23 protein-coding genes and 1 pseudogene are annotated in these 23,633 nt (G+C 60.0%); 10 read left to right on the forward strand and 14 right to left on the reverse strand.

All coding sequences use genetic code 11. The features are described 5' to 3' along the window. Positions 1-199 precede the first annotated feature (199 nt). Complete coding sequence (locus AC2I9W_RS14205) at positions 200-1,795, reverse strand: glycerol-3-phosphate dehydrogenase/oxidase (protein ID WP_486410580.1); 1,596 nt, start codon at positions 1,793-1,795, stop codon at positions 200-202. 507 nt (positions 1,796-2,302) lie between these two features. Here AC2I9W_RS14205 and AC2I9W_RS14210 point away from each other — a divergent pair. From AC2I9W_RS14210 to glpK, 3 genes are read left to right on the forward strand one after another with little or no spacing between them, the layout of a single operon-like run. Beyond that, positions 2,303-3,067 (forward strand): DeoR/GlpR family DNA-binding transcription regulator, encoded by a 765-nt coding sequence (locus AC2I9W_RS14210; RefSeq protein ID WP_486410581.1) that lies wholly within the window; start codon positions 2,303-2,305, stop codon positions 3,065-3,067. Next, on the forward strand, positions 3,064-3,564 hold the full coding sequence (locus tag AC2I9W_RS14215; RefSeq protein ID WP_486410582.1) for a GNAT family N-acetyltransferase: 501 nt from the start codon (positions 3,064-3,066) through the stop codon (positions 3,562-3,564). Before AC2I9W_RS14210 ends, AC2I9W_RS14215 begins: the two co-directional genes overlap by 4 nt. Then, complete coding sequence (gene glpK, locus AC2I9W_RS14220) at positions 3,561-5,057, forward strand: glycerol kinase GlpK (protein WP_486410583.1); 1,497 nt, start codon at positions 3,561-3,563, stop codon at positions 5,055-5,057. Before AC2I9W_RS14215 ends, glpK begins: the two co-directional genes overlap by 4 nt. Before the next feature lie 107 nt (positions 5,058-5,164). Here the strand turns inward: glpK and aqpZ are convergent, their stop codons facing one another. Further along, positions 5,165-5,863, reverse strand: coding sequence for an aquaporin Z (gene aqpZ / locus AC2I9W_RS14225; RefSeq protein ID WP_486410584.1), 699 nt, complete (start codon positions 5,861-5,863; stop codon positions 5,165-5,167). A 107-nt stretch (positions 5,864-5,970) separates the two neighbouring features. Between aqpZ and AC2I9W_RS14230 the strand changes: the two genes are divergently transcribed. Together AC2I9W_RS14230 and proC are read left to right on the forward strand one after the other, a co-directional pair. Continuing rightward, positions 5,971-7,152 carry an esterase-like activity of phytase family protein gene (locus tag AC2I9W_RS14230; RefSeq protein ID WP_486410585.1) on the forward strand — a complete coding sequence of 394 codons (1,182 nt, stop codon included), beginning with the start codon at positions 5,971-5,973 and terminating at the stop codon, positions 7,150-7,152. 39 nt (positions 7,153-7,191) lie between these two features. Then, positions 7,192-8,031, forward strand: coding sequence for a pyrroline-5-carboxylate reductase (gene proC / locus AC2I9W_RS14235; RefSeq protein WP_486410586.1), 840 nt, complete (start codon positions 7,192-7,194; stop codon positions 8,029-8,031). A gap of 157 nt (positions 8,032-8,188) precedes the next feature. Here proC and ubiA read toward each other — a convergent pair whose 3' ends face one another. The 5 genes from ubiA to recG all read right to left on the reverse strand — a co-directional run bounded on the left by ubiA (position 8,189) and on the right by recG (position 13,859). After that, positions 8,189-9,070 carry a 4-hydroxybenzoate octaprenyltransferase gene (ubiA, locus tag AC2I9W_RS14240; protein ID WP_486410587.1) on the reverse strand — a complete coding sequence of 294 codons (882 nt, stop codon included), beginning with the start codon at positions 9,068-9,070 and terminating at the stop codon, positions 8,189-8,191. Between the two features lie 50 nt (positions 9,071-9,120). Continuing rightward, complete coding sequence (locus AC2I9W_RS14245; RefSeq protein WP_486410588.1) at positions 9,121-9,639, reverse strand: phosphatase PAP2 family protein; 519 nt, start codon at positions 9,637-9,639, stop codon at positions 9,121-9,123. Positions 9,640-9,893: 254 nt separating this feature from the next. Next, positions 9,894-10,373, reverse strand: coding sequence for a Dps family protein (locus tag AC2I9W_RS14250; RefSeq protein WP_486410660.1), 480 nt, complete (start codon positions 10,371-10,373; stop codon positions 9,894-9,896). 120 nt (positions 10,374-10,493) lie between these two features. After that, positions 10,494-11,462 carry a LysR substrate-binding domain-containing protein gene (locus AC2I9W_RS14255; protein WP_486410589.1) on the reverse strand — a complete coding sequence of 323 codons (969 nt, stop codon included), beginning with the start codon at positions 11,460-11,462 and terminating at the stop codon, positions 10,494-10,496. Between the two features lie 213 nt (positions 11,463-11,675). Continuing rightward, positions 11,676-13,859 carry an ATP-dependent DNA helicase RecG gene (recG, locus tag AC2I9W_RS14260; RefSeq protein WP_486410590.1) on the reverse strand — a complete coding sequence of 728 codons (2,184 nt, stop codon included), beginning with the start codon at positions 13,857-13,859 and terminating at the stop codon, positions 11,676-11,678. 145 nt (positions 13,860-14,004) lie between these two features. Between recG and AC2I9W_RS14265 the strand changes: the two are divergent. The 4 genes and pseudogenes from AC2I9W_RS14265 to AC2I9W_RS14280 form a co-directional block, all read left to right on the forward strand. Next, positions 14,005-14,244, forward strand: a pseudogene (locus tag AC2I9W_RS14265) (DUF3391 domain-containing protein); the annotation flags it as partial. A gap of 38 nt (positions 14,245-14,282) precedes the next feature. Continuing rightward, positions 14,283-15,272, forward strand: a complete 990-nt coding sequence (locus AC2I9W_RS14270) for an HD-GYP domain-containing protein (protein WP_486410591.1) — start codon at positions 14,283-14,285, stop codon at positions 15,270-15,272. 40 nt (positions 15,273-15,312) lie between these two features. Next, entirely contained in the window at positions 15,313-16,401 is a 1,089-nt protein-coding gene (gene queA, locus AC2I9W_RS14275) for a tRNA preQ1(34) S-adenosylmethionine ribosyltransferase-isomerase QueA (RefSeq protein ID WP_486410592.1), read from the forward strand. A 128-nt stretch (positions 16,402-16,529) separates the two neighbouring features. Beyond that, a complete protein-coding gene (locus AC2I9W_RS14280; RefSeq protein WP_486410593.1) occupies positions 16,530-17,390 on the forward strand; it encodes a Wzz/FepE/Etk N-terminal domain-containing protein in 861 nt (286 codons plus the stop codon). Between the two features lie 124 nt (positions 17,391-17,514). Here the strand turns inward: AC2I9W_RS14280 and AC2I9W_RS14285 are convergent, their stop codons facing one another. Beyond that, entirely contained in the window at positions 17,515-18,225 is a 711-nt protein-coding gene (locus AC2I9W_RS14285) for a uracil-DNA glycosylase (protein ID WP_486410661.1), read from the reverse strand. A gap of 202 nt (positions 18,226-18,427) precedes the next feature. Here AC2I9W_RS14285 and AC2I9W_RS14290 point away from each other — a divergent pair, with 202 nt between their 5' ends. Further along, entirely contained in the window at positions 18,428-18,832 is a 405-nt protein-coding gene (locus AC2I9W_RS14290) for a winged helix-turn-helix domain-containing protein (RefSeq protein WP_486410594.1), read from the forward strand. Between the two features lie 20 nt (positions 18,833-18,852). On the opposite strand, the gene trpC is transcribed toward AC2I9W_RS14290, so the two are convergent. The 6 genes from trpC to trpE all read right to left on the reverse strand — a co-directional run bounded on the left by trpC (position 18,853) and on the right by trpE (position 23,520). Next, positions 18,853-19,653, reverse strand: coding sequence for an indole-3-glycerol phosphate synthase TrpC (trpC, locus tag AC2I9W_RS14295; protein ID WP_486410595.1), 801 nt, complete (start codon positions 19,651-19,653; stop codon positions 18,853-18,855). Further along, a complete protein-coding gene (locus tag AC2I9W_RS14300; protein ID WP_201742896.1) occupies positions 19,646-19,807 on the reverse strand; it encodes a hypothetical protein in 162 nt (53 codons plus the stop codon). The genes trpC and AC2I9W_RS14300 overlap by 8 nt, the downstream gene beginning before the upstream one ends. Beyond that, on the reverse strand, positions 19,804-20,844 hold the full coding sequence (trpD, locus tag AC2I9W_RS14305; RefSeq protein WP_486410662.1) for an anthranilate phosphoribosyltransferase: 1,041 nt from the start codon (positions 20,842-20,844) through the stop codon (positions 19,804-19,806). Before trpD ends, AC2I9W_RS14300 begins: the two co-directional genes overlap by 4 nt. A gap of 111 nt (positions 20,845-20,955) precedes the next feature. After that, positions 20,956-21,537, reverse strand: coding sequence for an anthranilate synthase component II (locus AC2I9W_RS14310; protein ID WP_486410596.1), 582 nt, complete (start codon positions 21,535-21,537; stop codon positions 20,956-20,958). A 2-nt stretch (positions 21,538-21,539) separates the two neighbouring features. Further along, a complete protein-coding gene (locus AC2I9W_RS14315; protein WP_486410597.1) occupies positions 21,540-21,869 on the reverse strand; it encodes a chorismate mutase in 330 nt (109 codons plus the stop codon). A gap of 151 nt (positions 21,870-22,020) precedes the next feature. Next, positions 22,021-23,520: an anthranilate synthase component I gene (trpE, locus tag AC2I9W_RS14320; RefSeq protein WP_486410598.1), complete on the reverse strand. Its 1,500-nt coding sequence runs from the start codon at positions 23,518-23,520 to the stop codon at positions 22,021-22,023. Positions 23,521-23,633 lie beyond the last annotated feature (113 nt).

Consider the following 23,633-nt stretch of genomic DNA (forward strand, 5'->3'; position numbering starts at 1 on the left):
TTTCACTGCTGCCAAGGCCTATTCCACGACCTCTTACCTTCGCACCCAAAACAATAGCAGCTAGCGCCTTTATTTCATTGATTTCAAACAAAAAAGTATTTGAAGTCTTTGAAAGAAGAGCGCTAGCTGCTCATTTTTTTGCAATTGCGCCGCCCTGCGGGTGTTGCTCACCTGCCACACCCGCAGGGCGCTTACATCATCAAGCCTGCACGGGCAGATATTGGCGCGAGAGTGTCAGGAAGTCGTTGAGATGCACATCCTGGCCCAACTCCTCGATCAGGATGGCCGCGACGCGAGGCGCAATCTCCGCCGCCTTGCGGGCATCGAGAAAGAGCAGGCGACTGCGGCGCGCCAGCATGTCTTCGACGGTGCGGGCGTACTCGAAGCGGGCTGCGAAGCGCACCATGGCTTCCGACAAGCCATCCGCCAGCCAGTTCTGCGCACCGGGCAGATCCGCTACAGCCGATGCATCCGTGCCGTAGGAATGCAGACCCTGGACCTGGTTCATGCGGTGCGTGACAGCAGCCTCGGCCGGCGCGCCGACCAGGGGCAGATTCACGGTCACGCCGGCGGGGCGACTGGACAGGGCACCAATCTGGAAGCATTCGGCCAGCACATCCTCGGACATGGCGCGGTAGGTCGTCCACTTGCCGCCCGTCACCGTCACCAACCCGGTTTTGCTGGACATCACCGTGTGCTCGCGGCTGATCTTCTTGGTGTTCTCGCCATCGTCATCCTGGGGCTTGACCAGCGGACGCAGGCCCACCCACATGCTGCGCACATCGGCCAGCGTGGGCTGACGGCTCAGATACTTGCCGGCCTCGCCAAGAATGAAATCCAGTTCTTCGGGGAAAGGCAGAGGCTCGCGCGCCAGATCATGGCGAGGTGTGTCGGTCGTGCCCAGAATTACCTTGCCCAGCCATGGCACGGCAAACAGCACGCGGCCATCGGCTGTCTTGGGAATCAGCAACGCGTGATCGGTGGGCAGAAAGTCGCGATCCACCACCACGTGCACGCCCTGGCTGGGCGCCACCATGGGCTTGACAGGCTTGCCCTGGGCCTCGGCATCCTGCTGGCGCAGCAGATCCACCCAGGGACCCGTGGCATTGACCACGCATTGGGCACGCACGGTAAAGCTCTGGCCCGACTCGGCATCGCGGCATGTCAGCCCAGCGACTTTGCCGTCTTCGTAGATCAGCTTTTCCGCAGGGCAGTAATTGATCAGCAAAGCCCCCTTGGACGCCGCGGTACGCGCCAGCGCCAATGCCAGACGGGCGTCGTCAAACTGACCGTCCCAGTACTTCACGCCGCCCTTCAAGCCCTTTTGCTGCACAGTCGGCAGGTATTGCACCGTCTTGGCCGCAGAAAGAAACTCGGTGGAGCCCAGACCCGCCTTGCCGGCCAGAGCGTCATACATCTTCAGGCCGATGCCGTAGAACGGCGTATCGAGCAGCCTGTAGGAAGGCATGACGAATGCCAGCGGCTGAGCCAGGTGCGGCGCGTTGTGCAGCAAGGTCGTGCGCTCGTGCAACGCCTCGCGCACTAGCGAGATATTGCCCTGGGCCAGATAGCGCACGCCGCCGTGCACCAGTTTGGTAGCGCGCGACGAGGTGCCTTTGGCAAAGTCCATGGACTCCAGCAGCACCACCTTGAATCCACGCGCCGCGGCATCCACGGCCACGCCCAGGCCGGTAGCCCCCCCACCCACGATGGCCAGATCGAAGGTTTCCGTCTGCGCCAGACGCTCCAGCAGTTGCGAGCGCGTTGTAGCCAAAGCTTGAGTGGACTGATTCATGGGTGGGTTTCAGCGGTGTCCGCCTGCGCCGCCGCGCTGCCTCAAACAACGCGTCATGCCAGACATAAAAACAAAATTCGAATTCCGCATTTTCGCTCTTTTTCGTTTTTCGCGCACAAAAATGCATAAACACTGTTTCGTTTTAGCGCGATTTACATCACCTCGTTGCAAAGTGGCGTGCACAATGCGCCCTACTTTCACCCGACAACGCTATGGCACAAGCAGAGTTGGTCGCGCGTTTGATGACCGCAATCACTTCACAACAGCGAGGCCGCCTTGCGTCTTCGGACCACAATCCGCCGAGCTTTTGGTCAGCACTAGCGGTCTGAGTAGAACCACAAGCGTTCATTTTTGATTCTTACGAAGCTATTGCGTAGAAAATCACCCTATTAGAGGTTCGTTTGGATTCGCTCACAATCCTTGCATTTACTGCGGCACTGCGGCACCCCAAGGTCGGTCGCACAGCAATGCGCGAAAGACATCAAGCTTCATAACTACTACACAGCCATGAACAGCAATCCACGTCAGTTGCAGCTCGTCGAAGAAGTTCGCTCCCGCCAGTCTGCATCTGTAGAGCAACTGGCCGACATCCTGGGGGTTACGCTGCAAACCGTTCGCCGCGATATCCAGAAGCTGGCCGATGCCGGCTTGCTGGTGCGCTTTCACGGCGGTGTGCGCGTCCCTAGCGCCACCGTAGAAAACCTGGCCCACACCCAGCGCCAGGTCTTGCATGCCGAAGGCAAGATGCGCATTGCCCGCACCATTGCCGAAGCCATTCCCAACGGTTGCTCGCTGATTCTCAATATCGGCACCACCACCGAGGCCGTCGCCCAGGCCCTGCTGCAGCACAAGGGCCTGCGTGTCATCACCAACAACCTCAACGTGGCGGCCATCCTCAGCAGCAATGCCGATTGCGAAGTCATTGTTGCGGGCGGCGTGGTGCGTACACGCGACCGCGGCATTGTGGGCGAGGCGGCCGTGGACTTCATGCGCCAGTTCAAGGTAGACATTGCCGTGATCGGCATCTCGGCCATCGAGTCGGACGGCAGCCTGCGCGACTTCGATCTGCGCGAGGTCAAGGTGGCTCAGACCATCATCGGCCAGTCACGTGAGGTCTGGCTGGCCGCCGACCACAGCAAGTTCCGCCGTCAAGCCATGGTGGAGCTGGCCCGCCTGAACCAGATCGACCGCCTGTTCACGGACATTCCGCCTTCAGCCCCGTTCGACGTCCTGCTGCGTGACGCCGAAGTGCAATGCACGATTGCGCAATGAGCGCGACCTCCTACCAGATTCGCCCCGCCCGGCCGGACGATGCACAGGGCATCGCCGGGCTGCTGCAAGGCATTGGCTGGTTCAAGGCCTATGAGGGCCGCAGCAGCGCCGAGAACACGCAGGCCGTAAAAGCGCTTTTGGATAGCCTGCAGGCACCGGCCACCGAGCGCGGCCTGCTGCTGATCGCCGAAGATGAACAGCAACGCATCCACGGCTACTGCGCCGTGCACTGGCTACCCGTCGCTGTGCTGCAGGGCTGGGAAGCCTATCTGAGCGAGCTTTTTGTGGCCGAAGCCGCACGAGGAGAAGGCCTGGGCCAGCAATTGCTGGACACCGCCACACAAGCGGCGCGCGAGCGCGGCTGCCTGCGCATCTGGCTGGTCAACAACCGCGAGCGCCCATCCTATGTGCGCGGCTTTTATTCCCGACAGGGCTGGAGCGAACAGGCCGAGATGGCCCGTTTTGTACTCCCGCTCAATACGACGAACCAAGCATGACAACCTATCTGCTCGCCCTAGATCAGGGCACTTCCAGCTCTCGCTCCATCGTGTTTGATACACAGGGCCGCATCGTCGCCTCGGCCCAGCTGGAGCTGCCGCAAATTTATCCACAGCCCGGCTGGGTGGAGCATGACCCACGCGAAATCTGGCGCACCCAGCTGAGCACGGCCAAAGAAGCGCTGACCAAGGCAGGCCTGAAAGCCAGCGACATCCGCAGCGTGGGCATCACCAATCAGCGCGAAACCACCATCGTCTGGAACCGCAAGACAGGTCAGCCCATTCACCACGGCATCGTCTGGCAGGATCGCCGGGCCGAGCCCACCTGCCAACAGTTGCGCGATGCCGGTCACAGCGATGCCATCCTGCAAAAGACCGGCTTGCGCATCGATGCCTATTTTTCAGGCACCAAGCTCAAATGGCTGCTGGATAACGTGGCTGGTGCGCGCGCAGCGGCACAGGCCGGCGAGCTGGCCTTTGGCACCGTGGATTGCTGGCTGATCTGGCAGTTGTCGGGCGGCAAGCGCCATGTCACTGACGTCAGCAACGCCAGCCGCACCATGCTCTTCAATGTGCATACCAATCAATGGGATGCCGACTTGCTGGCCCTGCTGGATATTCCCGCCAGCCTGATGCCCGAAGTCCTGCCCTCCGCAGCCGACTTTGGTCAGACGGCGGATGATGTGCTGGGCGGAGTCATCAATATCGGCGGCGTAGCGGGTGACCAGCAAAGCGCCCTCTTCGGCCAAGCCTGTTTTGAGGCCGGCATGGCCAAGAACACGTATGGCACGGGCTGCTTCATGCTGATGCACACGGGCCAGCAATTCCAGACATCGGCCAACGGCCTGCTGACCACTTCTGCCGCACAGCCCAATGCGACGCCCCAGTTCGCACTGGAAGGCAGTGTGTTCGTCGGCGGCGCCGTGGTGCAATGGCTGCGCGACGGCCTGCAAGCCATCGAGCACAGCGGCCAGGTGCAGCAACTGGCCGAGTCCGTGCCCGACAGCGGCGGCGTGATGATGGTGCCCGCCTTTACCGGCCTGGGTGCCCCTTACTGGAAGCCCGACGCGCGCGGCACCATCACCGGGCTGACGCGTGGCACAACCATTGCCCATATCGCCCGCGCCGCGCTGGAATCCATCGCCTACCAAAGCGCGGCCTTGCTGCAGGCCATGAGCCGCGATGCCGTGGGCAACGGTGGCCGTCCGGTCAGCGAGCTGCGCGTGGATGGCGGCGCCAGCGTGAACAATCTGCTCATGCAGTTCCAGGCCGACCTGCTGGGCATCCCCGTGGTGCGCCCTGCCTGCGTGGAGACCACGGCGCTGGGCGCGGCCTATCTGGCCGGTCTGTCCTGCGGCGTGTATCAAAGCACCGAGGAGCTGTCTGCCCTGTGGAAGGCAGAGCGCCGCTTCATGCCCACCCTGAGCAAGGAGCGCGCCGATGAGCTGATGCAGCGCTGGGAGCTGGCTGTGCGCCAGACCACGGCTCTGTAAGCATCGAAATCAATAGCTAGCAGCGCTTTACAGATAAGCGCCAGAAGGCAAAAAAACCAAAAAAGGGATGCCATTGCATCCCTTTTTTGCGCACCCTTCAGAGGCGGTCAGTCGTCATCACCCAGCAGCGCCTTGTGAATCAGCGCGCCAATGATCGCTCCCACGATAGGCGCCAGCCAAAACAGCCACAACTGCTCCAGCGCAATCGAAGGGCCGAACAGCGCTGGACCGGTGCTGCGTGCAGGGTTGACCGAAGTATTGGTCACGGGAATCGAGATCAGGTGGATCAGCGTCAGGCACAGGCCAATGCTCATGCCCGCAAAGCCCACCGCAGCCTTTTTGGTGGTGGAGCCGAGAATCACCAGCAGGAACACCGCCGTCAGCACCACCTCGGTCACCAGTGCGGCCGTCATATTGAACTTGCCGGGTGAATGATCGCCAAAGCCGTTGGTAGCCAGATCGGTCACATTGGCACCAGCCTTGCCCGTGGCAATCAGGTACAGCACTGCGGCGGCGGCAATCGCGCCCAGCACCTGCGCGATGATGTAGCCCGGCAGCTCTGCCGCACGAAAGCGCCCTGCCACCATCAGCCCCACGGAGACCGCAGGGTTGAAGTGGCCGCCAGAAACAGGGCCGAATGCGTAAGCGCCGGTCAGCACCGTCAAGCCGAACGCCAAAGACACGCCCAGCAGGCCAATGCCCACCTCCGGAAAGGCCGCCGCCAGCACCGCGCTGCCGCAGCCACCAAACGTGAGCCAGAAGGTCCCCAGAAACTCCGCTGACCATTTTTTGACATTGGATGCCATGATTACTCTCCCCTCTTCGATGGATGCAGTCCATACGGCCCTGCGCCGTACCAAGCGCACCGCCGAGCATCTTAAAAAGTGCAGCCAGAAGCGCACAAGACATAAATGTGAACAATCCACGACTCAACTTCTCGCTGTCAGCCTTGCTGCTGACGAGCGGCCTGGCCTTGCTGGCCGGCTGCGCTGCGGGGCCACAGCGCCAGCAGGTGATCTGCAGCAGCCCTGAAGCCACCCCGTGGACGCTGCTGGGCGAGCTGCGCTGGCCCCATGATCTGCAATTTGCCGGCACCACGGTGGGGGGCCTGTCCGGGATGGATTACGACCACAGCAGCGGCCTGTACTACCTGATCAGCGATGACCGCTCGGGCCACGATGCAGCGCGCGTCTACACCGCCCGCATTCGCTATGACGCTGCCGGGCTGCATGAGGTCAGCCTGCAAAGTGCCACGCGCCTGCTGAGCCCAAAGCAAAAGCCCTTTGCCAGCAGCAAAACGCCTGAGTCCGGCATTGCCACACCCGATGCCGAAGCACTGCGCGTACTGCCCGGCGGGCAGTCTTTGCTCTGGAGCTCGGAGGGCGACTTTGCGCGTGGCTTTGGCCCGCAGCTGATTCAATCCAGCACCGATGGCCACTGGCAGCAAGAATGGCCGCTGCCACCCGGCCACGCCTTGAGCTCCCACAAAGCCGAAGGTCCACGCAACAACTTCACGCTGGAAGGCATGGCGCTCAGCGACGACGGCCGCACGCTGTGGACGGCCATGGAAGCCCCACTCAAGCAGGATGGCCCCATGCCCGCCCCCGGCAAAGCCGGCGGCCCCATCCGCATCACCGCCTATGACACAGCCACGCGCCAGCCGCTGCGCCAGCTCGCCTATCAGCCCGATGCTTTGCCCACCGACCTGTGGATCAAGCGCAGAGCGCTCAACGGCGTCAGTGAAATATTGGCCGACGGGCCTGAGCACCTGCTGGTGCTGGAGCGATCCTTTGCGCCGCCGCTGCACTTTGGGGCTCGCATCTACCGCATCAGCACGCAATCAGCAGTCAACACGCTCAACATGCCGCAACTCAATCCAGGCCTTCCTCAAGCGCTATCAAAAACGCTAGTGCTGGACTTGGCTGACACAGGCCTGCAATCGGTGGACAACATCGAGGGCATGAGCTGGGGCCCGCCCCTGCCCGATGGCCGCCGCGTGCTGCTGCTGGTCAGCGACAACAACTTCAACCCCGCCGAAGTCACGCAGTTTGTGGCGCTGCGGCAAGAAACAGGTAGTTGCGCTGCGGGTTTATAGTTGCCGGCAACCTCTTTTTGCAGACTCCATCACAAGACCATGAGCCAGACGAACACCTCGCAAACCGCTTTCCCTCCCATTGCCTTTATCGGCGGCGGCAATATGGCCAGCGCCATCATGGGCGGGCTGATCCGCCAGGGTGTTCCGGCCAGCAGCATCATTGTGGTCGAGCCTTTTGAAGCTGCGCGCGAAGCGCTGAAAACCAACTTCGGCATTGAAGCCCTGCCCGCTGCCACCGACGCACTGCAAAAAGCGCAACTCGTGGTCTGGGCCGTCAAGCCCCAGAGCTTCAAGGAAGCTGCGGCGCCCGTAGCCGCTTTCACCGGTAGCGCCCTGCACCTGAGCGTGGCCGCCGGCATCACCACCGACAGCATCGCCAGCTGGATTGGCACGCAGCGCATCGTGCGTGCCATGCCCAACACGCCAGCGCTGGTGGGCAAGGGCATGACCGGCCTGTTCGCCCGCCCCGAAGTCGATACCGCAGGCAAGGCCCTGATCGAAGCCGTGATCGGCAGCACGGGCGAATTCACGTGGGTGGACAAGGAAGAGCAGCTGGACGCCGTGACGGCCCTGTCCGGCTCCGGCCCCGCCTATGTGTTTCTGTTCCTGGAAGCCATGACGCAGGCCGGCGTCAACATGGGTCTAAGCGCCGAGCAAAGCTACCAGTTGGCCGTGGCCACCTTTGCCGGTGGTGCCGAGCTGGCCGCCCGCTCCACAGAGAGCGCCGCAACACTGCGCGAGCGCGTGACCAGCAAGGGCGGCACCACGTACGCCGCCATCACCCATATGCAAGCGCAGAAGCTGCCTGAGCATTTCATTGAAGCCATGCGCCAGGCCCAGATCCGTGCGCAGGAGCTGGCCGCCGAGTTTGGCCGCTAAGCAACCACGCCCCCAAACAAAAAGGCTTCTGCGATATTGCAGAAGCCTTTTTTGATAGCTGCTTGCGCTCGATTGGTAATGATTTCAGATACAAAACACTCTGAAGTCATTATCCATCCAGCGGTAAGCGCTACATCTTTACAAGTTCACAGCGAGATCACTTCAGCAAGAACCCAAGGGCTACGCCCGCAAAAATACTGGCCCCGATCCAGTGGCTCTTGCTAAAGGCAACAAAGCAGCCCTCACGGGTGCGATGGCGAATCAGCGTGTAGTGCCAGGCGATCTGCGCTGCCGCCACGGCCATGCCCAGCCAGAAGGGCCAGCCCAGCTGATACGGTGCCAGCACCCAGGCGATCAGGCCCCAGCACAGCATGAAAAAGCCCATCACGCCCGCCACATCAAAGCGGCCCAGGGTGATGGCCGAAGTCTTCATGCCGATCTTCAGGTCATCGTCGCGATCGACCATGGCGTATTCGGTGTCATAGGCCAGCACCAAAAACATATTGGCCAGCCACAGCGTCCAGGCCGTGGCGTTGACCTCGCCGATCACCGCCGCAAACGCAATCACGATGCCGAAGTTGAAGGCAATGCCCAGAAAGGCCTGGGGCATGGAAAAAAAGCGCTTGGTGAATGGGTAGAGGATGGTGAACAGCACCGCAGGCACCGACCAGGCCACGGCCTCCCAGCGCGTGGACAGAACCAGTCCGAACGAGACCAGCGTGAGCACCAGACCCACCATGGCCGCCTCCTTGACGCTGATCTGTCCGCTGGTGATGGGGCGCTGCGTAGTGCGCTTGACGTGCTTGTCAAAGTCGCGGTCTGCAATGTCGTTGATGGTGCAGCCCGCACTGCGCATCAGCACCGTTCCCAGCACAAAGACGATCAGCAGATGCCAGCCCGGAAAACCATTGGAGGCCACCCACAGCGCCACCAGCGTGGGCCAGACCAGCACCAGCCAGCCGGCAGGACGGTCAAAACGAATCAGATCCAGATACAGCGACAGCTTGGAGCGCGACGAAGCAGGAATGGAGGCGGACATGGGAGGGGTTCCGGAAAGCAGGGGTTCAGGACCGGGCCCGCAGGCCACGGTCAGCGCAGCGGTAATTGTGCCTTGGCCTGTGGCGGCGCGATGGTACTGTCCCCATGCTCGACACGGTCTGTCAACCAGAGCAGCAGAGCCGTCCAGCCCAGACCCAGGCACAGACCTGCCATCACATCGCTGGCATGGTGCACGGACAACAGCACGCGGCTCAGGCCTATGCTCAGGGCCAGCAGCACCGCCACCGCAAACACCCCCGCCCGCCAGCGCGGCGACAGACGACGTGCCGCCAACCAGGCCAGCATGCCGAAAATCGCGGCCGTACCGGCGCTATGGCCGCAGGGAAAGCTGAAGCCGGCCTCATGCACCAGTCCGTTCAGCAGATGCATGCGCTGCATGGTCGCCTTGATGAAACCTACCCACAGACCGGTGCCCGCAACGGCCACCACCCAGTTCAGCAACTGCAGACCCTGGCGCTGCCACAGCAGCCACAGCAGCCACAGCAGCCACAGGCCCACGACCAGGCTCAGCAGGGCCAGAAGCACAGCCGCCAGTGCTGCCACCGCCATCAGCCAGCCGCCATCCAGCCTGAAGTCCGCTCTGCGGTCCTGCCACAGCCATGCGGCCGGCCGCGAGCAGCAACAACAGCAGCAACGCCCAGATGGCATGGCTGTCCACCCACTGCGCCAGCAGGACCACGGAAGTTGTCGCAGAAAACACAGGCATTCCTTTCAGGTGCAAAAGCGACCAAGCCCTGACGGGCCTTTGGAGGCAGGCCCGTCAGGGCTTGGGTAGTTCGCAAGAACGGGGGACTGTAAGCAGCTCACTCCTCAAGCAGGGAGCGCAGCATCCAGGCGGTCTGCTCGTGCACGGCCAGGCGCTGTGTCAACAGATCTGCCGTGGGCTCGTCTCCGGCCTTGGCGGCACGGGGAAACAGCTGGCGGGCCGTGCGCGCCACGGCCTCATGGCCTTGTACCAGAATGCGCACCATCTCCAGAGCCTTGGGCGGCTGCGCCGGTGCATCGGGCAGGCTGGTGAGCTTGCCGAATTGGGCATAGGAGCCGGGCGCATGGTGGCCCAGTGCGCGGATGCGCTCGGCCACGGGATCCACGGCATTCCACAGCTCGGTGTACTGCGCCATGAACATGGTGTGCAGCGTGTTGAACATGGGTCCCGTGACATTCCAGTGGAAGTTGTGCGTGGTCAGGTACAGCGTGTAGGTGTCGGCCAGCAGCGCCGACAACCCCTTGGCGATGGCGGCGCGATCCTCGTCGCTGATGCCGATGTGGATGCCTGCGGGCATCTGCGGCGTAGCGTCCGACTTCTGTTTCTGCGATTTGTCCTTGCCTTGCTTGGTCATGCACTCACCTTTCATGTTTAACGAATCCAGACTCCCGCCCTCATCGAGCCGCTGAAGCCACGCTTACTCCGACAGTCGCTTCACCCCCGGCAGCGGGCTGGCATACACCGCATTGCGCAAGGCGGCAATGGCTTCATAGCGGGTAAAGCTGCGGCGCCACGCCAGAACCACACGGCGTGTGGGGGGCGCAATACCATCCTCTTCATGGATGGGCAGATAGCGAATATGAGGCTCATCGGCACGGCGACGGCGCTCGGTCGTGACCAGCGCCTCTTCCGGCACGGACAGGCGCGGCACCAGAGTCACACCCATGCCTGCAGCTACCATGTATTTGATGGTTTCCAGCGAGGAGCCTTCAAACGTGCGGCGAATGCCTTCAGAGTTGCTGGCATAGCGCGCAAACTCGGGGCAGACCTCCAACACATGGTCGCGAAAGCAGTGGCCCGCGCCCAGCAGCAGCATGGTCTCGTTCTTGAGTTCGGAGGTGGAAACGCTTTTTTTCGCCGCCAGCGGGTGGGTGCTGGGCACGGCTGCCATGAAGGGCTCGTCATACAACGGTGCCAGCGCCAGCCCGGTATCCGGGAAAGGCTCGGCCATGATGGCACAGTCGATTTCGCCCGTGCGCAGCATCTCCAGCAGCTTGACGGTGAAGTTCTCCTGCAGCATCAATGGCATCTGCGGCGTCATATTGATGGAGTTGCGCACCAGATCTGGCAGCAGATAAGGGCCAATGGTGTAGATCACGCCCAGGGTCAGAACGCCTGACAGCGGATCCTTGCCGCGCTTGGCAATTTCCTTGATCTCGTTGGCCTGCTCCAGCACGCTTTGTGCCTGGCGCACGATTTCCTCGCCCAGCGTGGTGACCGAAACCTCGCCAGCGCTGCGCTCGAAAATCTTGACGTCAAGCTCCTCTTCCAGCTTCTTGATGGCCACGGACAACGTAGGCTGGGAAACATAACAAGCTTCGGCGGCTCTGCCAAAGTGCTTTTCCCGTGCTACAGCCACGATGTACTTCAATTCGGTAAGCGTCATAAATAGTCGGTGATGCAGTTCACCAATAACAGCATTGATTCATCTAATGGAGTGCATTCAAACACAGATCGACCCCACCAGAAATTACAAACACATGAGCAAAAGCAGCATCGCCAATGCTTTGCGGGTATTTGCCCCCAAGAGGCGCCATCAAGCCTGAGCCAGGCAAGAGATCAGATCCCTTCCCCCTCACCAGAACATGCGTCAGCCCACCTAAGCCTTCAGGTATTCAGCCTTGCCCCCCAGCCAGCGACTGACATGGCGTGCTGCCAGTGCCGGATATTGCTCCAGCATGCGCGGTGCCAGCTCTCGGGCCCAGTCCAGCAGCAATATGTCTTGCTCCAGATCGGCAAAACGCAGCATGGGCGCTCCTGACTGCCTGGCTCCCAGAAATTCTCCCGGGCCACGAATTTCCAGGTCACGCCGGGCGATTTCAAAGCCGTCATTGGTCTCTGCCATCGCTCGCAGTCGTTCTTTGCCGGTATCCGACAGCCGTCCGTTGTCGTTGACGGAATACAGCAGGACGCAGGCCGATGCAGCAGCTCCTCGGCCAACCCGGCCGCGCAGCTGGTGCAGCTGCGAGAGCCCAAAGCGCTCGGAATGCTCGATCACCATCAAACTGGCGTTGGGCACATCCACCCCCACCTCGATCACGGTGGTGGACACCAGCACCCCCATGACACCGGCGGTGAACAGCTCCATCACGGCTTTTTTCTCCGCCACCGGCATGCGCGAGTGAAGCAGACCGACCATGACGCCCGGCAGCATTTCACTCAAATATTCGTGGGTCGCCGTGGCGTTGGACAAATCCAGCGCCTCGCTCTCCTCGATCAGTGGGCAGACCCAATACACCTGCCGCCCACTGGCAACCTGTGCGCCAATGCGCTCGATCACCTCATCCTTGCGGCTGTCCGAAATCAGCTTGGTGACAATGGGAGTTCGCCCCGGCGGCAGCTCATCGATAGTGGAGACATCCAAGTCGGCGTAATAGCTCATGGCCAGCGTACGTGGAATGGGCGTCGCGCTCATCATCAGCATATGCGGCTCAAGCCCTGTTGCCGCCAGCTTTTGCCGCAGCGCCAGTCGCTGCGCCACGCCAAAGCGGTGCTGCTCATCAATCACGGCCAGAGCCAGGTTCTTGAACTGCACCTGCTCCTGAATCACAGCATGGGTGCCCACGACCAAGGCCGCTTCACCGCTGGCAACCAGCGCCAGCATTTCAGCGCGCTCTTTCTTTTTCTGCGCGCCCGCCAGCCAGGCGACTTTCTTGCCCAAAGGGGCAAGCAAAGCCTCCAGCCAGCCCACCATCTTTCCGAAGTGCTGCTCGGCCAAAATTTCCGTGGGTGCCATCAGCGCGCATTGCCAGCCGGCCTCAATACAGGCCACCGCAGCCAAAGCAGACACCACGGTCTTGCCGGACCCGACATCCCCTTGCAGCAGGCGGTGCATGGGCACATGGCGTTCCATATCGGCACAGATTTCAGCCACTACGCGCTGCTGCGCCCCCGTCAAGCCAAAGGGCAGTTGGGCCAGGAATTGCTGCGTCAGCCCTTGTAGACCTGCCTGCGGCCTAAGCTGTGGCGCACGCAGCCTAGCCCGCTCACGCTTGGCCTCGTACTGCGAGAGCTGCTGCGCCAGCAGCTCCTCTGCCTTGAGCCTCTGCCAGGCCGGGTGCGAATGATCTTCCAGCGTCACCAGGGCCACATCGGGTGTCGGATGATGCAGAAAAGTAAGCGCATTGCGCAGGTCATACGCTGCCTGCAGCCCATTTTCACTATAAAACTGAGCAATCGGTGGCTCTTGTCCCGGCGGCAAAGTCTCCGAGAGGTCTGCGCGCAACAAGGCCGATGCAATGGCCCTGCGCAGATAAGCCTGGGGCAGGCTTGCCGTTGCGGGGTAGACGGGCGTCAAGGCCGTCGGTAGCTCGCCGCCAGCCACCCGAAAAGCAGGATGCATCATCTGCCTCCCCCAGAAGCCGCCCTTGACCTCGCCTCGGATACGCAGACGTGCCCCGGGAGCCATGGTCTTTTGCTGTGAGGGGTAGAAGCTAAAGAACGTCAGCACACAAGTGCCAGTGCCATCATCCACCGTGACCTTGAGCATGCGCCTAGGCCTCAGTTGCACTTCGCTGTGCGTGACGGTTGCCTCTATCTGAACAGTGTCGCCGTCGCGGGCATTTTTCAGCGCCACGATGCGCGTCTCATCCTCGTAGCGCAAGGGCAGATGCAAAGCCAAGTCGATATCGCGTGTCAGCCCCATCTTCTGCAACGCCTGCTGTGCAGGGCTGATCGTCTTTTTAGGTGTGACCGCCTTGTCTGCATCGGCCTTTTTGACGCGAGTGCCGCTGCGCTTGACAGCAGGCTTGGACTCCTCGGCAGGCTTTTTTGACACAGACAACTCACGCTCCTTATCTACACTGTGTTTGCGGAATAAACAGTGTATGTATGTACAGCATGTTCGAGTTTACGACAGCGGGCCGTTAGCGAGGGCTCCTCAAAATCGCTCACATCCTTTTTTGTTACCTTTTGTTTCCATCAATAGCATGTTGAAGCGAGTCAATGTTGAGCATCTGCGTCTAGGAATGTTTGTGCATGGGTTTTGCGGCTCGTGGATGGAACATCCTTTTTTGCGTTCCCGCTTTCTCCTCGATCAACCACGCGACCTGGAGCGGCTGCTCGCCACCACTGTTCGCCAAGTGTGGATTGATACCAGCAAGGGAGCGAATCTTGACTCCGATGCAGAAACAGTGGAGCTTGCAGCCGCCCCCAATACAAAAACTGCCCCCCTCCTGCAGCACAGGTCTCGCCCACGTCAACCCGCGTGGAGTTGCAGCCGGCCCAGCAAATCATCAACCAGGCTTGTGATGTCCTCAAGGACATGCTTCACGATGTACGCCTTGGTCATCCCGTGGACCTTCCTGTATCCGGCCTGCTGGTCGAAGAGATGACGCAGTCCATTCAGCGCAATCCACATGCACTGATCAGCCTGGCGCGCTTGAAGACTGCGGACAACTACTCCTATATGCATAGCATCGCTGTGTGCGCTCTCATGATTGGCCTGGCCCGCCGCATGGGTCTGAACGAGCACCAGAGCCATCAAGCAGGCAGGGCAGGGCTGATGCACGACATTGGCAAAACGCAGATTCCACTGGAGGTGCTGAACAAGCCTGGCGCCTTGGACGCCCAGGAATGGGACATCATGAAGTCCCCCCCTCGCAGGGGCTATGAAATTCTGCAGCCTCAAGGGCTGGATGAAGCGATCACCGACGCCTGTCTGCATCATCACGAAAAAGTCGATGGCAGTGGCTACCCCGATGGCTTGAAACTCGACGAGATCGGACTGCTCGCCCGCATGACGGCCGTCTCCGATATCTATGACGCTGTCACCTCAGATCGTCCTTACAAAAAAGCCTGGCCACCGGCAATCGCCCTGCAGCGCATGGCGCAATGGGCACCCCAGCACTTCGACAAAGCCATCTTTGAGCAGTTTGTTCAGACCATTGGTATCTACCCTCTGGGATCGCTGGTACGGCTTCAATCGCAGCATCTGGCAGTGGTGACGGATAACTCTCAGTCCCGTCTCTTGACGCCTCAAGTGCGGCGCTTTTATTGCCTCCAGCAAAAGCGCCGCATCACCCCTGAGATCGTGGACCTTGCCGCCCCCCCATGCCAGCAACGCAATCATCGGTCGCGAAGATCCTTGCGACTGGCCGTTTCGCAACCTCGAAGACCTCTGGACTCCCCTCAGTGCCACACAGCCCTGAGTCGGGCAGCCCTAATACCGATTTGCGACAATCAGCCCCTTGTTTGATTGAACTTGGAACGGGCCCCGTACGGCCCTCAAGCAGCACATGTCTTCCTGCACCCGTGAATTCACTCTCAGCGATTTCGACTTCGACCTGCCCGAATCCCTGATTGCCCAGCATCCCACAGCCGTTCGCAGCGCCTCGCGCCTGCTTGATGGCCGCAGCCTCCCCCCTACCGACCGCATCTTCCGCGAGCTGCCAGATCTGCTGCAACCGGGCGATCTCTTGGTCTTCAACGACACCAAGGTCATCAAGGCCCGTATCTTTGGCGAGAAAGCCAGCGGCGGCAAAATCGAGCTCTTGGTCGAGCGCGTGCTGCAGAACAACGAAGTTGTCGCCCATATGCGCGTGAGCAAGAAGCCCTTGCCCGGCGCCAAAATTCACCTGTGCGGTGGCCTCAAGAACGGCGGCTTTGAAGCCACGCTGCTAGGCCGCTGGCCTGACGAAAACGGGCCCCTCTTCCACCTTGCCTTCAAAGGCAACAACGCAGAGTCCCCTTACGACTTGCTGGAGCAGTTTGGTCACCTGCCGCTGCCTCCGTATATCGAGCGCCAGCAAAACGCAGAGCACGACCCTGACGAAAAAGAAGACAGCGAACGCTATCAAACCGTGTTTGCTGCCCACCCTGGCGCCGTAGCCGCTCCCACTGCCGCCCTGCACTTTGACGAGACAGTGCTCGCTGCTCTCGAAGCAAAGGGCGTGGAGCGCGCCAGCGTCACCCTGCACGTAGGAGCCGGCACCTTCCAGCCAGTGAAGACCGAAAACATCGCCGAGCACACCATGCACAGCGAGTGGTACGACATCCCCCTGCCCACACTGGCGGCCATGGAGCGCTGCCGCAAGAGGGGGGGCCGTATCGTCGCTGTGGGAACGACTACCGTTCGAACACTGGAATCCTGGGCGAAATACGGCAATATCAGCGGCGATACCAGCATCTTCATCACACCGGGCTTTCAGTACCAGGTGGTCGACATGCTGATCACTAACTTCCACTTGCCCAAGAGCACACTGATGATGCTGGTCAGCGCGTTTGCCGGTTACGAACACATCATGAACATGTACCAGCACGCCATTGCCCAGCACTACCGCTTCTTCAGCTATGGAGACTCCATGCTGCTGGAGCGCAAACGCTGATTGGCTGTACCACACCTGTGCATTTCATGAATTCAAAAGAAAGCGTTACATGAAATGCACGGGTGCATCAGTGCCAGGTGGTAGATTTACAGGTTTAATCGAATTACTTGTTCATTCATAAACATTCAATGGAAATACAAAACCAAAACCCACAGGATGAAGAGCTCGACCTACTGGATCTGCTGGTCACACTGGCGGAGAACTGGAAGCTTTTAGTTTTTGCGCCATTGCTTGCGGGTATTGCGGCATATGGCATTGGCTTTGTCATTCCCAAGACCTTCGAAAGTAGCTCATCGGTTCAGGTTGAGCGCGCAGGATCAAGCTTTACCGCCCCCATTGCCGCCAGCTTGGCGGTATCAGCAGACGTGCTGCATCAAATTGCACCAGTTGCCGGACTGGACGACAAGCTCACTGCCGAAGAAATCTATAACAAATTAAGCAAGCGCATCAGTGTCAGCGTCGGCAAGCAGGACAAGCTGCTGAGCATTGAGACGCAGGCGAGATCCCCCGAAGCAGCTCAAAAGTTGAACCAAGCGCTGCTTGACACTTTATTTCCCCTCAGCAAGCCACGGGGTCTGGAAAAAAAGCAGCTGGAAATACAGCTGGCGACCGAAAAAGAGCGTCTACAAGAATCCGTCAAGCTTGAACATGACACTGCCGCTAATCTTGCATCCGGCAAAAGCATGAGCGAAGCAACCAGTCGCCTCTACGGCGAGCTGCTCGCCGCCAATAGCACTCGCCAGCGCGCCATTCTGGATATGGAGCGCCGCCTCGCTGGCTTGGATCAAGACGATGTGATTCAGATGCCCACTCTGCCCGAGCAGTCCATCAAACCGAAAAAATCCTTGCTTGCAATTGGCAGCGCAGTTGCTACCGGTTTCGTGCTGCTGCTGTTTGTTTTCATCCGTCAGGCAGTGCGTACCGCAAAAGAGTCTTCACCCGAGCAAGCCGAAAAACTCGCCCGTATTCGCAAGGCCATGCCCTGGTAAGGCAAAAATATCCGCATCAAAAACCGCGTGGCAGCACGCGGTTTTTTATTTTCATAAGGGACTGCTGAGCCGCACACCAGAAATCTCTTCAGGCTGAAGCCGATTTTCTTTAGCCTAGGTCATCTCAATAGCCGTGTTTGACCTTGAACTCCCTAGCCTTGCCAAAGTGCCCATTGCCGATAAATGGAACCGGTGGACGCAGAGCCGAGAGTGGTGAGGGGTGATTGCTCATAAGCACTAAGTGCCCACGATCCTGAGGGATGAAAGCGCGCTTGGACTGGGCATGTGCACCCCAGAGCATGAATACCGTTGGGCGCCCCTGCTCAGCAACCTGCCGGATAATGGCGTCCGTCAACTCCTCCCAACCTTTTTTGGCATGGCTTGCCGCCTGCCCCTCCTCCACCGTCAAGCAGGTATTGAGCAGCAAGACACCATGCTGGGCCCAGCTCACCAAGCTACCACCCGGATGAGGAAAAGCAGGGAATGGAGTCCCCAGATCACGCTGCATTTCCTTGAAGATGTTTTGCAGCGAAGGCGGTACCCGAACACCAGGTGCCACGGAAAATGCCAAGCCTTCAGCCTGTCCACGTCCGTGATAGGGGTCCTGCCCCAAGATGACGACACGTACCTCCTCGGGCGGTGTCAGCTCTAAAGCCCTCAAAGGACTTGGCGGAAAAATCACAGCACCAGCATCGATTCTTTGCTTCAAAAATTGCAGCACCCTGCCCCCAGTAGCTCCGGCAAAAAAAGCATCCACTATCGCCTGCCAGCCAGGCGCTACCCGCCAGTTTGCGGGGTCAGCACTCAGCAACTGCTGCGCTGCAGCAGAAGCCATGGGGTTTGCACCTTGGTTGATGTCATTCATTGCGCAATTCTTTCAGCTCCCCTCGGCATTCAGATGGAAAGCCAAGGGTTTTTGCTTATTTTTCGTCATCAAAATACCTGATTTCAGTGAGTGACAAATTCTGACAATTTGCAAAAAAATCGACACCAACATAGCCAACCACTTGATGGCTCAGGCTAACAAGGAGTTATTCATGCAAACATCGTCCACCAGTCATTCCCACACATCGGCAGCTCAGGCTTTCTTCACTTCTGCGCGCTCCGCTTTCAACCTGGGCCCACAAGGCTTTCGGTTTGCTCATTGGGAGCTGCGCCTGCGCTCGCGCAGCCTGATCAGCGATGCTGGGCAAGAAGTGGGCCTGACCAAGACCGAGTTCTCCCTGCTGCTCGCCATGCTCAAATGCCCCAAGCAAATCATGAGCCGCGAGCAAATCATGGACATGACACAGGCCGAAGACGATGTCTTTGACCGCGCCATTGATGTGCAAATGCTGCGCCTGCGTCGCAAGATCGAGGCATCCAGCCGCACTCCCACCTTGCTCAAGACCAAGCGTGGCGCTGGCTATTTTCTGGATGCCGACGTGCAGCTGCTGGCCTGAGCCTGCCCTGCACCCATCGCTTACTGAAACAGCTTGGCCAGTGCCTCGCCTGGCTCGCGAGCACGCATAAAGGCCTCGCCCACCAAAAAGGCATCAATGCCCGCATCGCGCATGGTCTTCACATCGGCCGGCGTCATGATGCCGGACTCGGTCACCAGCAGACGATCGGCCGGCACATCCTTCTTGAGCGCAATCGTGGTCTGAATATCGACCTCAAACGTGCGCAGATTGCGGTTGTTGATGCCCACCAGCGGTGTCTTGAGTTTGAGGGCGCGCTGCAGCTCTTCGCCATCGTGCACCTCCACCAGCACATCCATGTCCAGGCTGTGCGCAATCTGCTCCATCTCCGCCATTTGCGCGTCATCCAGGCAGGCAGCGATCAGCAGCACACAGTCGGCGCCCATCACACGCGACTCGTAGATCTGGTAGGGATCGACCATAAAGTCCTTGCGCAGCACCGGCAGCAGCGTGCTTGCGCGCGCCTGCTTCAGGTAATCGGGCTGGCCCTGAAAGAACTGGCGATCGGTCAGCACCGACAGGCAGGCTGCGCTGATCTTGCCGTTGCCCACCATATAGCTCTGGGCAATGTCGGCGGGGTCAAAGTCGGCGCGAATCACGCCCTTGCTGGGGCTGGCCTTTTTCACCTCGGCAATCACGCCCGCCTGACCCTTGGCGATCTTGGCGCGGATGGCCCCCACGAAATCACGCGTGGAGACGCGGCTTTCCGCATCGCGGCGCATCTCGGAAAATGGCACGGCCTTCTTGGCGGCTGCCACTTCCTGAACTTTGACGTCGCAGATTTTTTTCAGAATGTCAGACATGGTTTTCCTTGTTGCTTGCGTCATCCGCAGGGGCGCGCAATACCTTCATGATGACGCGGTGCATGATGATGCCAACCACGATGAACAGCAAAGAGATGCCCAGCACAATCCAGGTGCCGGCATCGTTCCAGATAGGAGCATCGAGCAGACTCATGCCGCAGTGCTCAGCTTTTGGGTGTAGCCCACCAGCTCATGGAGCTTGGCCAGTGCCGCACCGCTGTCAATGGCCTTCTGAGCACGCACCAGCCCATCTGCAATCGAGCTGGCCACATTGGCCGCATACAGCGCCGCGCCTGCATTCAGGCAGACGATGTCGCGCGCCGGGCCTTGCTCACCTTTCAGCACGCCCATCAGCATGGCTTTGGATTCTTCGGGGTTCTCGACCTTGAGCGAGCGCGTACTGGACATGCGCAGACCAAAGTCCTCGGGATGAATTTCGTATTCGCGTACCACGCCGTCTTTGAGCTCACCAACCAGCGTGCCTGCTCCCAGGCTGATTTCGTCCAGACCGTCGCGGCCATAGACCACCAGCGCATGCTCGGCGCCCAGGCGCTGCAGCGCACGCACCTGAATACCGACCAGATCTTCGTGGAACACGCCCATCAGAATATTGGGGGCCGATGCCGGATTGGTCAGCGGCCCCAGAATATTGAAGATGGTGCGCACACCCAGCTCCTTGCGCACGGGCGCCACGTTCTTCATGGCCGGATGATGGTTGGGCGCGAACATGAAACCAATGCCCACATCGCGAATGCAATCGGCGATGCGCGTCGATTCAAGGTTGATGTTGACGCCCAGCGCTTCCATAGCATCGGCACTGCCCGATTTGCTGCTGACGCTGCGCCCGCCATGCTTGCTGACCTTGCCGCCCGCTGCCGCAATCACAAAGGTGGAGCAAGTGGAGATGTTGAAGGTGTTGGCGCCGTCACCGCCGGTGCCCACGATATCGACCAGGTGCGTCTTATCGTGCACGTTCACCTTGTTGGAGAACTCGCGCATCACCTCGGCAGCGGCCGAGATCTCGCCAATGGTTTCCTTCTTCACCCGCAGGCCCACGACGATGGCCGCGGTCATGACGGGGGACAACTCGCCGCGCATGATTAGGCGCATCAGGTGCAGCATTTCGTCGTGGAAGATTTCGCGGTGCTCGATGGTTCTCTGCAGCGCTTCTTGGGGGGTAATCATTGCAATATCCTTCTATGCTTTTGAGAGCTGCTCACGCAATAGCTGCATTGATTTCCTATCGTTTTCATTCTGAAATCAAGCAGTGACAAGCGCTGGCAGCTATCAATCATTCAACGGTTATTTCTGTTCCAAAAAATTCTTCAGCATGGCATGGCCATGTTCGGTCAGGATGCTTTCGGGGTGAAACTGCACACCCTCGATGGCCAGCGTCTTATGACGTACGCCCTGAATCTCACCATCCTCGCTGGTGGCAGTCACTTCAAGGCAATCCGGCAGCGTGCTCTTGTCAATCACCAGCGAGTGGTAGCGGTTGACCGTGAACTCTTGGGGCAGATCGGCAAATACGCCCTTCTGATCGGTGCTGATCACACTGGTCTTGCCATGCATCTGCTGGCCCGCACGGATGATGTCGCCGCCAAAGGCCGCGCCAATGCTCTGGTGCCCCAGGCAGACACCCAGAATCGGCAGCTTGCCCGCAAAGTGCTTGATGGCACCGACCGAAATGCCTGCCTCGTTGGGTGAGCAGGGGCCGGGCGAAATCACCAGACGCTCAATGCCTTCACGCGCCATCAGCGCCTCGACTTCGGCCACCGTGGTTTCGTCATTGCGCACCACGGTCACCTCGGCTCCCAGCTCACCAAAGTACTGGACGATGTTGAAGGTAAAGCTGTCGTAGTTATCGATCATCAGCAGTTTCATGCTCATCCCTCCTGGTGAGAATTTCCGCGCAGACGCGCAAATTCCTGGTGTTCGTAAGCAATGCAGGCCTCCATCAACTCGCGGTACACAGCTTCCATCACGTCGGGCTGACCGCCCTCCGCCACCGTGCGCTCACGCACACGGCTGACAATGGCTTCGATACGCGCTTCATCGCGCACCTGGCCCACATCGCCCTTGATGCGCGCGGCCTGCTGCATATAGCCAATGCGCGTGACCAGCAGCGGCACCAGCACATCGTCGAGCGCATTCACATTGCGGCGCACATCTTCCATGGTGGTGCAGTGCTGCACCAGATCAATTGAACGAGTCACTTCATATCTCCACAGCTTTGGAAAGCACGCGTGGCGCTGGATACCAGCACAGCACTATGCGCGAGACGGCCAGCAAGGGCCGCCCCGCAGCAAAGGCCGTCGTCCCCCTTCAAGGGGGAAGGCGCGCAGTGCCTCAGGGGGTGGTCACTCTTCATTCCAGACCTTCCTCAACCAGTTCTGCAGCACGCAGCAGGGCGCGGGCCTTGTGCTCGGTCTCTTTCCACTCCAGCTCGGGCACGGAATCAGCCACCACACCGGCAGCGGCCTGCACATAGAGCACGTTGTCCTTGATGACGCCGGTGCGAATTGCAATCGCCAGATCCATGTCGCCGGCAAAGCTCAGATAGCCGCAGGCGCCGCCGTAAATGCCGCGCTTGGTGGGTTCGAGCTGGTCGATGATCTCCATGGCATGCACCTTGGGCGCCCCCGTCAGCGTACCTGCGGGAAAGGTGGCCTTGAACACGTCCATGTTCTCCATACCGCCCTGCAAAAGGCCTTCGACGTTGCTGACGATGTGCATGACGTGGCTGTAGCGCTCCACCGCAAAAGCCTCGGTCACTTTTACGCTGCCGGTCTTGGCAATTCGGCCGATGTCGTTGCGCGCAAGATCAATCAGCATGACGTGCTCGGCTCGCTCCTTGGGATCGGCCACCAGCTCTTTTTCGGTCGCTTTGTCCACCTCGGGCGTGTTGCCACGGGGGCGTGTGCCGGCCAGCGGACGAATCGTCACCTTTTCGCCGTCGGGCGTAGTCTCTTGGCGCACCAGAATCTCGGGGCTGGCCCCCACCACATGGAAATCACCGAAATGGTAGAAGTACATGTAAGGGCTGGGGTTGAGCGAGCGCAGCGCGCGGTACAGGCTCAGCGGCGAGGCTGTGAAACGCTTGTGAATGCGCTGGCCCACCTGCACTTGCATGAAGTCGCCTGCGGCAATCAGCTCCTTGGCCTTTTGCACCGCATCCAGATAGTCCTGCTTGTCAAAGCTGCGCTCTGCAGGGTAGCTCTCGCCGGCGCGAATCTGCGGTGCGCTGACCGAATAGCGCAGTTGGTCCTTGAGCTGACGCAGACGCTTTTTGGCACGGGTATAGGCTTCGGCCTCGCCAGGGTTGGCATAGACGATGAGGTAGAGCTTGCCCGAGAGGTTGTCGATGACGGCCACTTCTTCGCACTGCAGCAGCATGATGTCGGGCGTGCCTAACGAATCGGGCGGGCAGCTGCTCTCGAGCTTCTTCTCGATGTAGCGCACGGCGTCATAGCCGAAGTAGCCGGCCAGACCACCGCAAAAGCGCGGCATACCGGGCGTAATCGCGACCTTGAAGCGCTTTTGATAGGCAGCAATAAAGTCCAGCGGGTTGCCACTGGCGGTCTCGACCACGGCGCCATCCGTCACGACTTCGGTTTTGGCTTCAGCGCCAAAGCCCGAGGCTCGTACAAAGCTGCGGGCGGGCAGGCCGATAAAGCTGTAGCGGCCAAAGCGCTCACCACCGACGACGGATTCCAGCAAGAAGCTGTACTTGCCATCGCCATTGGCATGGGCGAGCTTGAGGTAGAGAGAGAGCGGGGTTTCGAGGTCGGCAAAGGCCTCGGTCAACAAGGGGATGCGGTTATAGCCTTGGGCCGCAAGAGATTTGAATTCCAGTTCCGTGATCACGGGAGAAGCTCCGGGAGTCAGGGCGCATGGCATACCTGCTGGGTTTGCGTGTCAAAAGCAGGGGAAGCAAGAGTGCTTGGGGAGATGCGCCGGTTCATTCCAGTTGGCCTGTG

The sequence above is a fragment of the Comamonas sp. FUJ_7 genome, from assembly GCF_057369555.1.

Coding starts and splice junctions, on each gene's coding strand:
- AC2I9W_RS14205 (WP_486410580.1), bottom strand. CDS start 1,795: ATGAATCAGTCCACTCAAGCTTTGGCTACAACGCGCTCGCAACTGCTG.
- AC2I9W_RS14210 (WP_486410581.1), top strand. CDS start 2,303: ATGAACAGCAATCCACGTCAGTTGCAGCTCGTCGAAGAAGTTCGCTCC.
- AC2I9W_RS14215 (WP_486410582.1), top strand. CDS start 3,064: ATGAGCGCGACCTCCTACCAGATTCGCCCCGCCCGGCCGGACGATGCA.
- glpK (WP_486410583.1), top strand. CDS start 3,561: ATGACAACCTATCTGCTCGCCCTAGATCAGGGCACTTCCAGCTCTCGC.
- aqpZ (WP_486410584.1), bottom strand. CDS start 5,863: ATGGCATCCAATGTCAAAAAATGGTCAGCGGAGTTTCTGGGGACCTTC.
- proC (WP_486410586.1), top strand. CDS start 7,192: ATGAGCCAGACGAACACCTCGCAAACCGCTTTCCCTCCCATTGCCTTT.
- ubiA (WP_486410587.1), bottom strand. CDS start 9,070: ATGTCCGCCTCCATTCCTGCTTCGTCGCGCTCCAAGCTGTCGCTGTAT.
- AC2I9W_RS14245 (WP_486410588.1), bottom strand. CDS start 9,639: ATGGCGGTGGCAGCACTGGCGGCTGTGCTTCTGGCCCTGCTGAGCCTG.
- AC2I9W_RS14250 (WP_486410660.1), bottom strand. CDS start 10,373: ATGCCCGCAGGCATCCACATCGGCATCAGCGACGAGGATCGCGCCGCC.
- AC2I9W_RS14255 (WP_486410589.1), bottom strand. CDS start 11,462: ATGACGCTTACCGAATTGAAGTACATCGTGGCTGTAGCACGGGAAAAG.
- queA (WP_486410592.1), top strand. CDS start 15,313: ATGTCTTCCTGCACCCGTGAATTCACTCTCAGCGATTTCGACTTCGAC.
- AC2I9W_RS14280 (WP_486410593.1), top strand. CDS start 16,530: ATGGAAATACAAAACCAAAACCCACAGGATGAAGAGCTCGACCTACTG.
- AC2I9W_RS14285 (WP_486410661.1), bottom strand. CDS start 18,225: ATGGCTTCTGCTGCAGCGCAGCAGTTGCTGAGTGCTGACCCCGCAAAC.
- AC2I9W_RS14290 (WP_486410594.1), top strand. CDS start 18,428: ATGCAAACATCGTCCACCAGTCATTCCCACACATCGGCAGCTCAGGCT.
- trpC (WP_486410595.1), bottom strand. CDS start 19,653: ATGTCTGACATTCTGAAAAAAATCTGCGACGTCAAAGTTCAGGAAGTG.
- AC2I9W_RS14300 (WP_201742896.1), bottom strand. CDS start 19,807: ATGAGTCTGCTCGATGCTCCTATCTGGAACGATGCCGGCACCTGGATT.
- AC2I9W_RS14310 (WP_486410596.1), bottom strand. CDS start 21,537: ATGAAACTGCTGATGATCGATAACTACGACAGCTTTACCTTCAACATC.